This is a genomic window from Sphingomonas sp. CCH15-F11, assembly GCF_001557005.1.
Lineage (GTDB): Bacteria > Pseudomonadota > Alphaproteobacteria > Sphingomonadales > Sphingomonadaceae > Sphingomonas.
On sequence record NZ_LSKG01000025.1, the window covers coordinates 1 to 13,574 of the forward strand.

Below are 13,574 nucleotides of genomic sequence, written 5' to 3' on the forward strand. Positions count from 1 at the left end.
GGCCGGTGCGGTCTGGGCCAGCGCGTCGCCCGACAGCGGGACGCCCGCCAACATGCTGCCGGCAAGCAGCATCGCGGTCGACGCCGTATATTTGGAAACCGTCTTCGCTCTCACCATAAACCTCAAAACCGGAAAAACCGCCCGCGCTTGTCGCGCACGCCCTGCACCAACCGCTTTAGCCGATCAACCCGGCCAGGTTCCGCCACACCCCGAACGATCCCAGATCGTTGACCGTGACGAGCACCATCAACGCCAGCAGCGCCGCCAGCCCGCCGCGAAACGCCCATTCCATGACCTGCGGCTCCACCGGCCGCCGCCGTACGCCCTCCACCGCGTAGAACAGCAGATGGCCGCCATCCAGCATCGGGACTGGCAACAGGTTGATGAATCCCAGATTAATCGAAACCAGCGCAACCAGGAACAGGAAGTCCGGCAGGCCGAGCGCCAGCTGCTCGCCCGATGCGCGCGCGATGCTCAACGGCCCGCCCAGTTCCTTGACCGAACGGCGTCCGGTGATCACCTGGCCCAGCGTGTCGACCATCATCGTCACGATCGATCCGCATCGGCGCAGCGCCACTGCCGGCGCCTCGACCAGGCTGACCGGCCGGGCCACCGCGGTGCCGCGCTCCACGCCCAGCTGGCCGATGCGATAGACGTTGCCGAAGCGGTCCTGCTGCGTTTCCACGCCGATCTTCGCCGACAGGCGAAGCGGCGCGCCCGCGCGGACCACATCGATGCCGACCGTCTCAGCCGGACGGATTTTGACGAAGCGGGCGATCTCGTCGAACGTCTCGACCGGGCGACCCGCGAGCGCGACGATCCGGTCGCCCGATCGCAGCCCCGCCTGTGCCGCGGCGCTGCCCGCCACCACGCGTTCGATCACTGGCGGCGTGCGCGCCTCGCCATAGGCCAGCGCAAAACCCATCAGGATCAAGATCGCAGCGACGAAATTGATCGCCGGGCCCGCGGCAACGATGATCGCGCGCTGCCACAGCGGTTTGGCCTGAAAGGTCTGGGCACGCTCGGCGGGGGGCAGCGCCAGCCATTCCGGGTCGGGCTGGCTGGCGGGGTTCATGTCGCCGGCAAAGCGGACATAGCCGCCGAGCGGCAGCCAGCCGAAACGCCAGCGCGTGCCGCGCCGGTCGGTGAAGCCGGCGACCTCATGGCCGAAACCGATCGCGAACACCTCCGCCTTCACACCGAAGGCGCGGCCCGCCAGATAATGGCCCAGCTCGTGCACGAAGACGAGCGGCCCGATCACGAGCACGAATGCGACCGCGTACAACAGGAACCCCGGCGCTTCGGTCAATGCACGCAATCCTTCACTTGTTCCCGCGCGACCCGGCGCGCTTCCGCATCGACACCCAGCACGGCTTCGAGCGTCAGCGGGTCCTCCGGATCATAGCCCGCCAGGGTATCCTCGACGATTGCGGCAATTTCGAGGAAGCCGATCCGGCGATCGAGGAACGCGGCGACCGCGATCTCGTTGGCGGCGTTCAGGATCGCCGGCTTGGCCCCGCCGGCGATCAACGCGGCGCGGGTGAGGCGCAGCGCCGGGAAGCGGTCCGCGTCGGGTGCCTCGAAATCGAGCCGCCCCACCGCGACCAGGTCGAGCGGCGGCATCGGCGTCGCCATCCGGTCGGGCCAAGCGAGCGTGTGCGCGATCGGCACGCGCATGTCCGACGGGCCGAGCTGCGCCAGCATCGACCCGTCGACATATTCGACCATCGAATGGATGACCGACTGGCGGTGCAGCACGATCTCGATCTGTTCCTGCGCGACGGGAAACAGCCGCGCCGCCTCGATCAGTTCGAGCCCCTTGTTCATCAGCGTCGCCGAATCGACCGAGATCTTGGCCCCCATCGACCAGTTGGGGTGCGCCACCGCCTGTTCGGGCGTCACCTGCGCCATCTGGTCGCGCGTGAAATCACGGAACGGCCCGCCGCTCGCGGTCAGAATGACGCGGCGGATCCGCTCGGGCCGGGCGAAGTCGAAGCACTGGAAGATGGCGTTATGCTCCGAATCGGCAGGCAGCAGCGTCGCGCCCGACCGCGCGGCGGCGGCCAGGATGACGTCGCCCGCCGACACCAGCGGCTCCTTGTTGGCAAGGACGACGGTGCTCCCCTGCTCGATCGCGGCCATGATCGGGCTCAGACCCGCACAGCCGACGATTGCGCCCATCGTCCAGTCGACCGGCATCCGCGCGGCTTCGCACACCGCCTCGGGTCCGCCGCCGGCCGCGATGCCGGTGCCCGCCAGCGCCTCCCGCAGCGCCGGCAGGCAGCTTGCGTCCGCCACTGCCGCAAAGGCCGCGCGGGTGCGGATCGCCGCGGTCGCCAGCCGCTCGACATCGCAATTGGCGGTCAGCGCGACGACGCGGAAGCGTTCCGGCTCGCGCTCGATCAGGTCGAGCGTCGAGGTGCCGATCGAGCCGGTCGCGCCCAGGATGGTAACGGTTTTCATGACAGGAGCCCTGAAATCAATTCTGGCGTGACGACGAACAGCGCGGCGAGCGGCGCGACGGGGACCAGCCCGTCGAGCCGGTCGAGCACGCCGCCATGGCCGGGCAGCAGCGTGCCCGAATCCTTGACGCCGGCCCGCCGCTTGAGCGCGCTTTCATACAGGTCGCCGGCCTGTGCGACGACGGCGAGCAGCGGCGTCGCGGCGGCGAGGCGGACGGGCAGCCCGAAGCCGTGCATCACCGCGCCGAATGCCCCGGCGGCGATGACGCCCCCGCCCAGCCCGGCCCAGGTCTTGTTGGGGCTGATCGCCGGGGCCAGGCGCGGTCCGCCGATCGCGCGCCCGGCGAAATAGGCACCGATGTCACAGGCCCAAACCAGCGCGAGCGCCCAGAAGACCAGCAGCACGCCGTCGGTGCGGTCGCGCAGCATCAGCAGCGCCAGCGCAGGCAGCCCGGTATAGGCGACGCCGAACGCCAGCCGCGCACGCCGCGTCACGATGACGACGAAGAATGCCGCCCCCGCGATCAGCCCCAGCGCGAAGAAGCCCGGGCCCGCCGCCCACGGGCACATGATCGCCAGCGGCACCGACAGCGCGAACTGCGCGAGCCGCGTCGTCGTCGCGCTGGCACCCGTCAGCCCACCCCATTCCGCGAGCATCAGCAGGCTGGCGATGACCACCAGCAGCCAGAAGGCCCAGGTGCCGAGCAGCAACGCCGCGCCCGCCGCCGCGATCAGCAGCATGCCGACGAGCGCGCGGACGGGAAGGTCGGACCGGCGGGGCGACGGCGCTTGCGACGTCACAGACCACCGAAACGCCGCTGACGCCCCGCGAAGATATCGAGCGCCTGGGCCAGCGTCGCGCCGTCGAAATCGGGCCACAGCGTGTCGACGAACACCAGCTCGGCATAGGCCGCCTGCCACAGCAGGAAATTGGACAGGCGTTGCTCGCCCGACGTGCGGATCAACAGGTCGAGCGGCGGCAGGTCGCGCGTCGTCAGTGCCGCCTCGAACGCCGCTTCGTCGATGCTGTCGGGGTCGATCTCGCCCGCCTGCGCCCGGGTCGCCAGCGCGCGCGCGGCCGCGACGATCTCGGCCTGCGCGCCGTAATTGAGCGCGATCACCAGCGTCTGGTCCTCGAACGCGGCGGTTCGCGCGACCGCATCGTCGATCATCGCGACGATGTCGTCGGACAGCACGTGATAATCACCGATGACGCGCAGCCGCACGCCCTCGCGCACCAGTTCGTTCAGCTCGCTGCGCAGGAAATGGCGCAGCAATCCCATCAGGTCGCTGACCTCTTCGGCGGGACGCCGCCAGTTCTCCGAAGAAAACGCATAGAGCGTGAGCGCCTCGATGCCCAGTTCGCGCGCGGCGCGCACCACGCGGCGCACCGCCTCCACGCCCTGCTTGTGCCCGGCGATGCGGGGCAGCCGCCGCGCCTTCGCCCAGCGGCCATTGCCGTCCATGATGATCGCGACATGACGCGCGGGTGCGCCCGCATCGGGCGACGGCACCGCATGGGCGGGAACCGCGGTCACTTGCCCAGGATTTCCTTTTCCTTGGCGGCGGCGGCGGCGTCCAGATCGGCGATCGTCGCGTCGGTCAGCTTCTGGACCTCGGTTTCCATCCGCTTGCGCTCGTCCTCGCTGATCAAGCCCTTCTTTTCGTCGGCCTTCAGGCTGTCCATCCCGTCGCGCCGCACGTTGCGCGCGGCGATCCGGGCCTTTTCGGCATATTGGCCGGCCAGCTTGGCCAGCTCCTTGCGCCGTTCCTCGGTCAGGTCGGGGATCGGCAGGCGCAGCGTGGTGCCGTCGACGATCGGGTTGAGGCCCAGCCCCGCCGACCGGATCGCCTTGTCGACCGGGCCGACATTCGACTTGTCCCACACCTGCACCGACAACAGCCGGGGTTCGGGGGCGGAAACGGTGGCAACCTGGTTGAGCGGCATGTGCGAGCCATAGACCTCGACCGTCACCGGATCGAGCAGCGAGGTTGACGCGCGCCCGGTCCGCAATCCGCCCAGATCGTGCTTCAGCGACTCGACGGCGCCGGCCATGCGGCGTTCCAGATCGGCCTTGTCATATGCGGCCATCGGCGGCTCCTCTTCTTGTTCTTGCTCAGTTCGGATTGTTCTGGACGATCGTCGACGTGCCCTCGCCACGCAGCACGGCGGCCAGATTGCCCTCCGCGCGGATGTTGAACACGACGATCGGAATGTCGTTGTCGCGGCACAGCGCGACCGCGCTTGCGTCCATCACCTTCAGGTCGTCGGCCAGCACGCGGCTGAAGCTCAGCGTGTCGTACCGCTTGGCGGTCGGCACCTTCTTGGGATCGGCGTCATAGACGCCGTCGACGCTGGTGCCCTTGAACAGCGCATCGCACTTCATCTCGGCCGCGCGCAGCGCCGCGCCGGTATCGGTGGTGAAGAACGGGTTGCCGGTGCCGGCGGCAAAGATCACCACCCGCCCCTTCTCCAGATGGCGCTCGGCCCGCCGCCGGATATAGGGTTCGCATACCGACGCCATCGGGATCGCCGACTGGACGCGGGTGTCGACGCCCAGCTTCTCCAGCGCGTTCTGCACCGCGAGCGCGTTCATGACGGTCGCCAGCATGCCCATATAGTCGGCGCTCGCCCGGTCGAAGCCCTTGGCCGCACCGGCGAGCCCGCGAAAGATGTTGCCGCCGCCGACAACCAGGCACAGCTCGTGCCCGGCTTCGCGCGCGGCCTTCACCTCGCGCGCGACACGGTCGCAGGTGGCGGGGTCGATGCCGAACTGGCCGGAGCCCATCAGGACTTCGCCCGACAGTTTCAGGAGGATGCGCTGGAAACGGGGCTGGGTCATGGTTCCGAACTGGCTGGCCGAAGCGGCTTTGGGTCAAAAGGAAGCGGCGCGGACCTTAGAGGTGCCGCGCCGCCATGCCAAGCGAGCAATCGCCGCACATGTCGCGCGGCGATCCCGTACGGGCTCAATCCTTCTTGAGGCCCGCGGTCGCCGCCACTTCGGCCGCGAAATCGCTTTCTTCCTTCTCTATGCCCTCGCCCAGCTGGTAGCGGACATAGCCGGTCAGCGCGATCGCGGTGCCCGCATCCTTCGCGGCCTTGGCCACCACGTCGGCGACCGGGGTCTTGCCGTCCATGACGATCGGCTGGCTCAGCAGCGCGTTTTCCTTGGCGAACTTCTTGATCGCGCCGTCGACCATCTTCGCGATGATGTCGGCGGGCTTGCCGCTTTCTGCGGCCTTTTCGGTCGCGATCTGGCGCTCACGCTCGATCACGTCCTGGTCGAGGCCCGTCTCGTCGAGCGCCAGCGGGAACGCGGCCGCGATGTGCATCGCGATCTGCTTGCCCAGCGGCTCGAGCACGTCGACGCCCGCGTCGCTTTCCAGCGCGACGAGCACGCCGATCTTGCCCAGGCCCGGCGCGGCGGCATTGTGGACATAGGGGATGACCGCACCCTGGCCGACCGAGATCCGCGCCGCGCGGCGCAGCACCTGATTCTCGCCGATCGTCGCGATGTTGGCGGTCAGCACTTCGTCAACGGTCGCGCCCGATTCCATCTTCGCACCGCGCAGCGCGTCGAGGTCGTCGCCCTGGTCGAGCGCGATCGACGTGACTTCGCGGACGAAGCTCTGGAAAATCTCGTTCTTGGCGACGAAGTCGGTCTGGCTGTTGACCTCGACCGCGACACCCTTGGTGCCCGCCACCGCAATGCCGACCAGGCCCTCGGCCGCGGTGCGGCTCGACTTCTTGGCGGCGGCGGCCAGTCCCTTGGTGCGCAGCCAGTCGACTGCGGCTTCCATGTCGCCGCCCGTTTCGGCCAGCGCCTTCTTGCAATCCATCATGCCAGCGCCCGAACGCTCGCGCAGTTCCTTGACGGCAGCGGCGGTGATCTCGGCCATGTTCGTTTCCTTCGGTTCGGGCCGTCGCATGTGCGCGATCGGCTCGCAAATAGGGTTTCCAGTCACGACGATGCGCCGCCCTTCCGATGAAGCGCGGCGACCGCCTTGCCATCCAATGCCCGCCAGAACCGGGCCGGATGCGACAGGGCGGCGGTTAGGGCCGCCCCGTTACACAAAAAAGACGGCGTTACGCCTCGACCTGCGGTTCGCCTTCCACGGCGACATCAGCATCGGCCTCAACCGCAAGCGCTTCCTCCGCCGGCGGCTCGTCCATCGCGCCCAGGTCCATGCCAAAGCTCGCCTGGCGCTCCTGGCCGCCGCGGGTCGCGGCGATCGCCACGGCTTCGCAATACAGGCGGATGGCGCGGCTCGCGTCGTCATTGGCGGGCACGGGGAACGCGATACCGTCCGGCGACACGTTCGAATCGAGGATTGCGACGACCGGGATGCCCAGCGTGTTGGCTTCCTTGATCGCCAGCTCTTCCTTGTTCGCGTCGATGACGAACATGATGTCGGGAATGCCGCCCATGTCGCGAATGCCGCCCAGGCTGAGTTCCAGCTTGTCGCGCTCGCGGGTGAGCTGCAGCACTTCCTTCTTGGTCAGGCCGTGCGTGTCGCCCGACAGCTGCTCCTCGAGCGACTTCAGGCGGCGGATCGACTGGCTGATCGTCTTCCAGTTGGTGAGCATGCCGCCCAGCCAGCGGTGGTTGACGAAATGCTGGCCCGAACGGCGCGCGGCATCGGCGATCGGCTCCTGCGCCTGGCGCTTGGTGCCGACGAACAGTACCTTGCCGCCCGCGGCGACGCTGGCGCTGACGAATTCGAGCGCGCGCGCGAAGAGCGGCACCGTCTGGCTGAGGTCGAGGATGTGGACGCCGTTGCGGTCGCCAAAGATGTAAGGCTTCATCTTCGGGTTCCAGCGATGCGTCTGGTGGCCGAAATGCGCGCCCGATTCGAGCAATTGCTGCATGGTGACGACAGGTGCCGCCATAGGGATAACTCCTTCCGGTTGGTCCTCTGGGAAGCGAATATCCAGGCACGCCCGGACACCGGCTTGTGTGCTTCCCATGTGGAATGAGCGGCGCGCTTACCCGCCCGTCGCCCGAAAATCAACGTCGAAAAATCAGCGATTGACAGTTGGAACATTTATCGAACATATCCGTTCCACGGAACATAGAACGAACATCATCGATCGCGAGGCAGATATGACCGGGTTTCTGAGCACGCTTCTGTTCTTCGTCGCCGGGCTGGTGTCGCTCGGCATCATCGCCGCCACGGTGTGGCCCGCGCGTCGGCGCATCATCGCGCTGCTGCGTGAAGGCACCGCGATCGCGCCCGTCGCTACGCGGACGCCGGGCCGTGTAGTTCAGGTCCGCTTCACGCCGGCCCCGCGCCTGGCCCCGCGTCCAGCGATGCTGCCGGTGGCGGCGCTGCGCGCAGCCGCCTGACCCGGCCATAGCCGCGGATGCTGAACGGGATCGACAACAGATAGGCGAGGCAGATCACGGTCAGCGACTGCCACGGCGCGGTCAGCATCGTGGCGACGACCAGCACCGCAAGCGCGATCGCCTCGAACCGGATGTTCTGGCGCAGCCGGAGCGACGACCAGGAGAAGGTGGCGAGGCTCGACACCATCAGGAACGCGATGAAGGCGACCCACAGCGCCACCAACCACGGCGTGCGGAACGTCGCGTCGCCCGACCAGATCCACAGATAAAGCGGCAGCATCGCCAGTCCTGCGCCTGCGGGCGCGGGGACGCCGGTCAGGAAGCCGGCGGATTTGTGCGGCTGGTCCTTCAGGTCGATCGCGGCGTTGAAGCGCGCGAGCCGCAGGGCGCAGAACACCGCATAGATCAGCGCGCACATCCAGCCGAAGCGCGGCAATTCGACCATCGCCCACAGATACATGATCAAGGCGGGCGACACCCCGAACGAAATCGCGTCGGACAGGCTGTCCAGCTCGGCCCCGAACCGGCTTTCGCCGCGCATCATCCGCGCCACCCGGCCGTCGAGCCCATCGAGCACGCCGGCCACCAGGATCATCAGCACCGCGCGCTCCCACTCGCCGCCGATCGCGAAGCGGATGCCGGTCAGCCCCGAACACAGCGCGAGTGCGGTGACCGCGTTGGGGGCGAGCGTGCGCAGCGGGATGCCCCGGGCGGGGCGCGGTCGGCGCATCCGAGGCCGGGCTATTGCGCGAGGCCGCGGGCGGGCGGCAGCGCCGGGCGACCGATCACGGTTTCGCCCGCCACCGCGCGCTGGCCCAGCGCGACCTGCGGGGTGAAGCCTTCGGGCAGGAACACGTCGACCCGGCTGCCAAAGCGGATCAGGCCGATGCGCTGGCCGCCGACGACGATGTCGCCGGGCTTGACGAAGCCGACGATGCGCCGCGCGAGCAGCCCGGCGATCTGGGTGAAGCCGACACGCACGCCGTCGCGGCCTTCGACCACGATGTGCTGGCGCTCATTCTCCTCGCTCGCCTTGTCGAGATCGGCGTTGAGGAACTTGCCGGAAATGTAGACGACCTCGCGCACCGTGCCGCTGATCGGGGTGCGATTGATGTGGACGTCGAACACGCTCATGAAAATCGACACGCGCACCAGCGGCGCCTCGCCCAGCCCGCGCGGGCCGCGCAGCTCGGGCGGCAGCGCGACGCGCTCGATCATCGTCACCAGCCCGTCGGCGGGCGAGACGATCAGCCCCTCGCCCTGCGGCGTGACGCGTACCGGATCGCGGAAAAACGCCGCGACCCAAAGGGTGAAGATGATCAGGGGCCAGGTCAGCGCGGGCAGGAACAGCCACGCGACGAATGCCACCCCCAGCGACAAGGCGATGTACCGGTGCCCTTCCGGGTGCACGCCCGGCCAGCGCCACTTCACGGTCGTCGTGACGACCGGCGGCTTTTCTAGCGATCCCATGCGCCAAGCCTAGCTGTGTGTTCGCGGCAACACAATCACTGATGCCGAAACCCGGGCAAAGCGCGCCGCGCGCCCTGCCGCGTCTGCGAACTCTTGCTGTCGCGGACCGGCGAGGCGGTTGATCCCGGCCGGGCTTGCCCCTAGACGCTGGCGCAATCCCATTCACCTTCCCCAGGAAAGCAAGCATCGATGGCGAAGATCAAGGTCACCAATCCGGTTGTCGAAATCGATGGCGACGAGATGACCCGGATCATCTGGCAGTGGATTCGCGAGCGGCTGATCCTGCCCTATCTCAACATCCAGCTCGACTATTACGACCTCGGCATCGAGAAGCGCGACGAGACCGACGACCGCATCACCGTCGAAAGCGCGCGCGCCATCCAGAAATACGGCGTCGGCGTGAAGTGCGCGACGATCACCCCCGACGAGCAGCGCGTCGAGGAATTCGGCCTCAAGAAGATGTGGAAGTCGCCCAACGGCACGATCCGCAACATCCTGGGCGGCGTGGTGTTTCGCGAGCCGATCGTGATCAGCAACATTCCGCGCTTGATCCCCGGCTGGACCAAGCCGATCGTCGTCGGCCGTCACGCGTTCGGCGACCAGTATCGCGCGACCGACTTCCGCGTGCCCGGACCCGGCAAGCTGCGCATGGTGTTCGAGGGCGACGACGGCACCGTGATCGACGAGGAGGTGTTCCAGTATCCCTCCTCCGGCGTCGCGATGGCGATGTACAATCTCGACGATTCGATCCGCGATTTCGCGCGCGCGTCGATGCATTACGGGCTGGGTCGCGGCTGGCCGGTCTATCTGTCGACCAAGAACACGATCCTCAAGGCGTATGACGGCCGCTTCAAGGACATCTTCGCCGAAGTGTTCGAGACCGAGTTCGAGGCGAAGTTCAAGGAAGCCGGCATCGAATATCAGCATCGCCTGATCGACGACATGGTCGCCAGCGCGCTGAAATGGCACGGCGAATTCGTCTGGGCCTGCAAGAATTACGATGGCGACGTCCAGTCGGATCAGGTCGCGCAGGGCTTTGGTTCGCTCGGTCTGATGACCTCGGTCCTGCTCACCCCCGATGGCAAGACCGTCGAGGCGGAGGCCGCGCACGGCACCGTCACCCGCCATTATCGCCAGCATCAGCAGGGCAAGGCGACGTCGACCAACCCGATCGCGTCGATCTTCGCGTGGACCGGCGGCCTCAAATATCGCGGCAAGTTCGACGGCACGCCCGAAGTCACGCGCTTTGCCGAAACGCTCGAGCGCGTCTGCATCGAAACCGTGGAAAAGGGCGCGATGACCAAGGATCTCGCGATCCTGATCGGTCCCGATCAGCCCTGGATGACCACCGAACAGTTCTTCGAGGCGGTGCGCGTCAACCTCGAACAGGAAATGGGCAGCATCATCGGGTGAGGTCCGCCGGGTGGCCGCGCGCCATCCGGATCGAACGGCGCGATGTCGCGGCAGCCTGTCGTCGGGCGCGCGCGTCCGTCCTTGCGTGATCAGGCGGCCCTGCGCGGGCGCTGCGGTTGCCGTGCGCGCATTCGACCGCCATCATAGCGGCACGAACCAACCGAAAGTCGCTGATGTTCAACCTGCAGAACCCGGCACTCAGCGACGCGCTCGTCATTCTCGGCGCGGCGGGGCTGATCATCCCGGCCTTTGCGCGCTTCCGGATCAGCCCGGTGATCGGGTTCATCCTGGTCGGGATGCTTGCGGGTCCCGGCGGGCTCGGCACGCTCGTCGACCGTTATCCGTGGCTGTATCATATCACCATCACCGACGGCGAGGCGATCGAGCCCTATGCCGAATTCGGCATCATCCTGCTGCTGTTCTCGATCGGGCTCGAACTGTCGTTCAAGCGGCTGTGGGCGATGCGCACGCAGGTGTTCGGGCTGGGCGCCGCCGAACTGCTCGGCTCGGGCGTGCTGCTTGCGATCGCGCTCAACCTGATGGGCCAGGCATGGGCGGGGGCGTTCGGGCTGGGGATCGCGCTCGCCCTGTCGTCGACCGCGCTGGTGCTGCCGATCGCCGGGACGGAGCGCCCCGCGGGTCGCGCCGCCTTTGCCATGCTGCTGTTCGAGGATCTGGCGCTCGTTCCGATCATCTTCATGCTGGCGGCGACCGGACCGATGGCCAGCGCGGCGGGCTGGCTGGGCCTCGCCAATGTGTTCGGGGTCGGCGCGCTGACCGTCGCCGGGCTGTTCATCGGCGGCCGGCTGCTGCTGCCGCGCCTGTTCGCCCAGGCCGCGCGGACCAAGAGCCCCGAACTGTTCCTCGCCGCCAGCCTGCTCGTCGTCATCGTCGCCAGCCTCGCGACCGGGGCGACCGGCCTGTCGCCGATCGTCGGCGCGCTGCTCGCCGGGCTGCTGATCGCGGAAACGCCCTATCACAGCGAGGTCGAGGTGATCACCGCGCCCTTCAAGGGCCTGGCGCTCGGCGTCTTCCTGATCACGATCGGGATGCAGCTCGACCTGCGATTGATCCTGGCCGACTGGATGGCGCTGCTCGCAGCGATCGTCGGCGTCATGCTGGTCAAGACGCTGGTCACCGCGACCTTGCTGCGCCTGTCCGGGGCGCGGCGCGCGACGGCGGCGGAAACCGGGCTGATGATGGCCAGCCCGTCGGAAACGACGCTGATCGTGCTCGGCGTGGCGAGCGCGGCGGGGCTGATCCTGCCGTCGACCGCCGCCTTCTGGACGACGGTAACCGCGATCGGGCTGACGATCACCCCGTTGCTCGCCGCTGCCGGCCGTGTGGTCGCGCGCGCGATCGAGAACCGCTCGGGCGAACTCCCGCCCGAGGCCGACGTGGGCATGGCGGGGCCGGGCAGCGTCATCATCGGCTTCGGTCGTGTCGGCCGCACCGTGGCCGACATGCTGCGCGTCCATGGCAAGACCTTCGTCGCGGTCGATGCCGACATTGATACGGTCAACGACGCCCGCCGCGCGGGCTATCCGATGATTTTCGGCGACGTGTCGCGGCCCGAGCTGGTCGATCGCCTCAATCTCGGCCGTGCCGATGCGCTCATCCTGACGATGGACGATCCGGTGCTGACCGCGCGGCTGGCGCGGCGCGTGCGCGGCTGGGTCCCCCATCTGCCGATCATCGCGCGCGCACGTGATGCCGCGCATGCCGCCGAGCTCTATCGCGCGGGCGTCACCGATGCGGTGCCGGAAACGCTGGAAAGCTCGCTCCAGCTGTCCGAAACCGTGCTGACCGACCTGGGCGTCGCGGTCGGCCCGGTCATCGCCAGCATCCACGAAAAGCGCGACCAGATGCGACAGGCAATCAAGGAAGCGTCCGAACTGCAACGCGAACCGCGCCTGCGCCGCACCCGGCTGGGCGAGATGCCCGATGCCGGCGCGAAACCCGAAGCGCCGGGCTAGCGGCGGCGGATCGTGACGCGCAGGCCGCCGTCGCCGCGCAATTCGCGCACGCTTTGCGGCGGCAGGTCGACCTGCCCCCCGATGGTCACCGTCTGCCTTACGGCGGGGCAGCTCGTTCCCGGACGTGTCCAGGTGACATCCAGCTGAACCCGGTCCCTGGACTCGCCGAACACAAGGTTGCGCACCATCACGCGCAGCGATTTCTGAGTCTGTGCATCCCGCCCGGCGGCCTCGCCCCCACACGCACGGTCGGCCTCGCGAAGCTCGGACGAATAGCTTGAGGGCGTCCGTCCCGTGACAAAGAGCGTGCCCGACCATAGCGGCACGTCGCCGCCGCGCACCTCGATCTCGACCTCATAGGGCGCGACCTCGCGCGCGTCGGTCGAGACCGACCGGACTATGACCGGCGGCGGCGAGGATTGCGCCAGCACTGGGGCAGCAACCAGCACGGAAGTCGCAATCAGGGTGACCATCATGGTGTCGGCTCCTTTGGAACCCCGGGCCTATCCGCGCAGTGTCAACGTCTCGTGAATCGTTCAGGCCGCCGCCTTCACCTCGCCCAGCGCGGCGCGGATCGCGTCGATGGCATCGGCCGCGCGCGCGCCGTCGGGGCCGCCGCCCTGCGCCATGTCGGGACGGCCGCCGCCGCCCTGCCCGCCCAGCACCGCCACGGCTCCGCGCACCAGTTCGACCGCGCTCACCCGCGCGACCAGGTCGTCGGTCACCCCGACCGCGATCGATGCGCGACCGTCGTTCAGCGTGATCATCGCGATCACCGCCGAACCCAGCCGCTGCTTGGCCTCGTCGATCGCGCCGCGCAGCGCCTTGGGGTCGAGCCCGTCGACCACCTGGCCCAGGAACGGCGTGCCGGCGATGTCCTCGGCACCGGCGGGCGCGGCAGCCGC

At 68.3% G+C, this 13,574-nt stretch carries 15 protein-coding genes; 3 read left to right on the top strand and 12 right to left on the bottom strand.

Annotated elements, in window-relative coordinates:
* Window positions 1-175: 175 nt before the first annotated feature.
* The 8 genes from AX709_RS02535 to rpsB form a co-directional block, all read right to left on the bottom strand.
* The gene (locus tag AX709_RS02535; protein ID WP_066480939.1) at window positions 176-1,309 is read right to left on the bottom strand and encodes a M50 family metallopeptidase; all 1,134 of its coding nucleotides are present in this window, start codon (window positions 1,307-1,309) and stop codon (window positions 176-178) included.
* A complete protein-coding gene (gene dxr, locus AX709_RS02540; RefSeq protein ID WP_066546493.1) occupies window positions 1,306-2,463 on the bottom strand; it encodes a 1-deoxy-D-xylulose-5-phosphate reductoisomerase in 1,158 nt (385 codons plus the stop codon). The genes AX709_RS02535 and dxr overlap by 4 nt, the downstream gene beginning before the upstream one ends.
* Window positions 2,460-3,263 carry a phosphatidate cytidylyltransferase gene (locus AX709_RS02545; protein WP_066546495.1) on the bottom strand — a complete coding sequence of 268 codons (804 nt, stop codon included), beginning with the start codon at window positions 3,261-3,263 and terminating at the stop codon, window positions 2,460-2,462. Before AX709_RS02545 ends, dxr begins: the two co-directional genes overlap by 4 nt.
* The gene (locus AX709_RS02550) at window positions 3,260-4,000 is read right to left on the bottom strand and encodes an isoprenyl transferase (protein ID WP_082731050.1); all 741 of its coding nucleotides are present in this window, start codon (window positions 3,998-4,000) and stop codon (window positions 3,260-3,262) included. Before AX709_RS02550 ends, AX709_RS02545 begins: the two co-directional genes overlap by 4 nt.
* Window positions 3,997-4,554, bottom strand: a complete 558-nt coding sequence (gene frr, locus AX709_RS02555) for a ribosome recycling factor (protein WP_066480942.1) — start codon at window positions 4,552-4,554, stop codon at window positions 3,997-3,999. Before frr ends, AX709_RS02550 begins: the two co-directional genes overlap by 4 nt.
* Before the next feature lie 25 nt (window positions 4,555-4,579).
* Window positions 4,580-5,305, bottom strand: coding sequence for a UMP kinase (gene pyrH / locus AX709_RS02560; protein WP_066480943.1), 726 nt, complete (start codon window positions 5,303-5,305; stop codon window positions 4,580-4,582).
* A 124-nt stretch (window positions 5,306-5,429) separates the two neighbouring features.
* Complete coding sequence (gene tsf, locus AX709_RS02565; protein WP_066546504.1) at window positions 5,430-6,362, bottom strand: translation elongation factor Ts; 933 nt, start codon at window positions 6,360-6,362, stop codon at window positions 5,430-5,432.
* A 187-nt stretch (window positions 6,363-6,549) separates the two neighbouring features.
* Window positions 6,550-7,353 carry a 30S ribosomal protein S2 gene (gene rpsB, locus AX709_RS02570; RefSeq protein WP_066480945.1) on the bottom strand — a complete coding sequence of 268 codons (804 nt, stop codon included), beginning with the start codon at window positions 7,351-7,353 and terminating at the stop codon, window positions 6,550-6,552.
* Window positions 7,354-7,567: 214 nt separating this feature from the next.
* On the opposite strand from rpsB, the gene AX709_RS02575 reads away from it, so the two are divergent.
* Window positions 7,568-7,810 carry a hypothetical protein gene (locus AX709_RS02575; RefSeq protein ID WP_066546496.1) on the top strand — a complete coding sequence of 81 codons (243 nt, stop codon included), beginning with the start codon at window positions 7,568-7,570 and terminating at the stop codon, window positions 7,808-7,810.
* Here AX709_RS02575 and pssA read toward each other — a convergent pair.
* A complete protein-coding gene (gene pssA, locus AX709_RS02580; protein ID WP_066546497.1) occupies window positions 7,740-8,540 on the bottom strand; it encodes a CDP-diacylglycerol--serine O-phosphatidyltransferase in 801 nt (266 codons plus the stop codon). The genes AX709_RS02575 and pssA overlap by 71 nt on opposite strands.
* An 11-nt stretch (window positions 8,541-8,551) precedes the next feature.
* Window positions 8,552-9,280, bottom strand: a complete 729-nt coding sequence (locus tag AX709_RS02585) for a phosphatidylserine decarboxylase (protein ID WP_066480951.1) — start codon at window positions 9,278-9,280, stop codon at window positions 8,552-8,554.
* Between the two features lie 189 nt (window positions 9,281-9,469).
* Here AX709_RS02585 and AX709_RS02590 point away from each other — a divergent pair, with 189 nt between their 5' ends.
* Both AX709_RS02590 and AX709_RS02595 read left to right on the top strand, forming a co-directional pair.
* Window positions 9,470-10,693 (top strand): NADP-dependent isocitrate dehydrogenase, encoded by a 1,224-nt coding sequence (locus AX709_RS02590; protein WP_066546498.1) that lies wholly within the window; start codon window positions 9,470-9,472, stop codon window positions 10,691-10,693.
* 173 nt (window positions 10,694-10,866) lie between these two features.
* On the top strand, window positions 10,867-12,669 hold the full coding sequence (locus AX709_RS02595) for a cation:proton antiporter domain-containing protein (protein ID WP_066546500.1): 1,803 nt from the start codon (window positions 10,867-10,869) through the stop codon (window positions 12,667-12,669).
* Here the strand turns inward: AX709_RS02595 and AX709_RS02600 are convergent.
* Together AX709_RS02600 and AX709_RS02605 are read right to left on the bottom strand one after the other, a co-directional pair.
* Window positions 12,666-13,145 (bottom strand): hypothetical protein, encoded by a 480-nt coding sequence (locus AX709_RS02600; RefSeq protein WP_156454118.1) that lies wholly within the window; start codon window positions 13,143-13,145, stop codon window positions 12,666-12,668. The genes AX709_RS02595 and AX709_RS02600 overlap by 4 nt on opposite strands.
* Before the next feature lie 60 nt (window positions 13,146-13,205).
* Window positions 13,206-13,574, bottom strand: a 369-nt coding sequence (locus tag AX709_RS02605; protein ID WP_231727394.1) for a DHHA1 domain-containing protein, incomplete at its 5' end; no start/stop codon positions are given.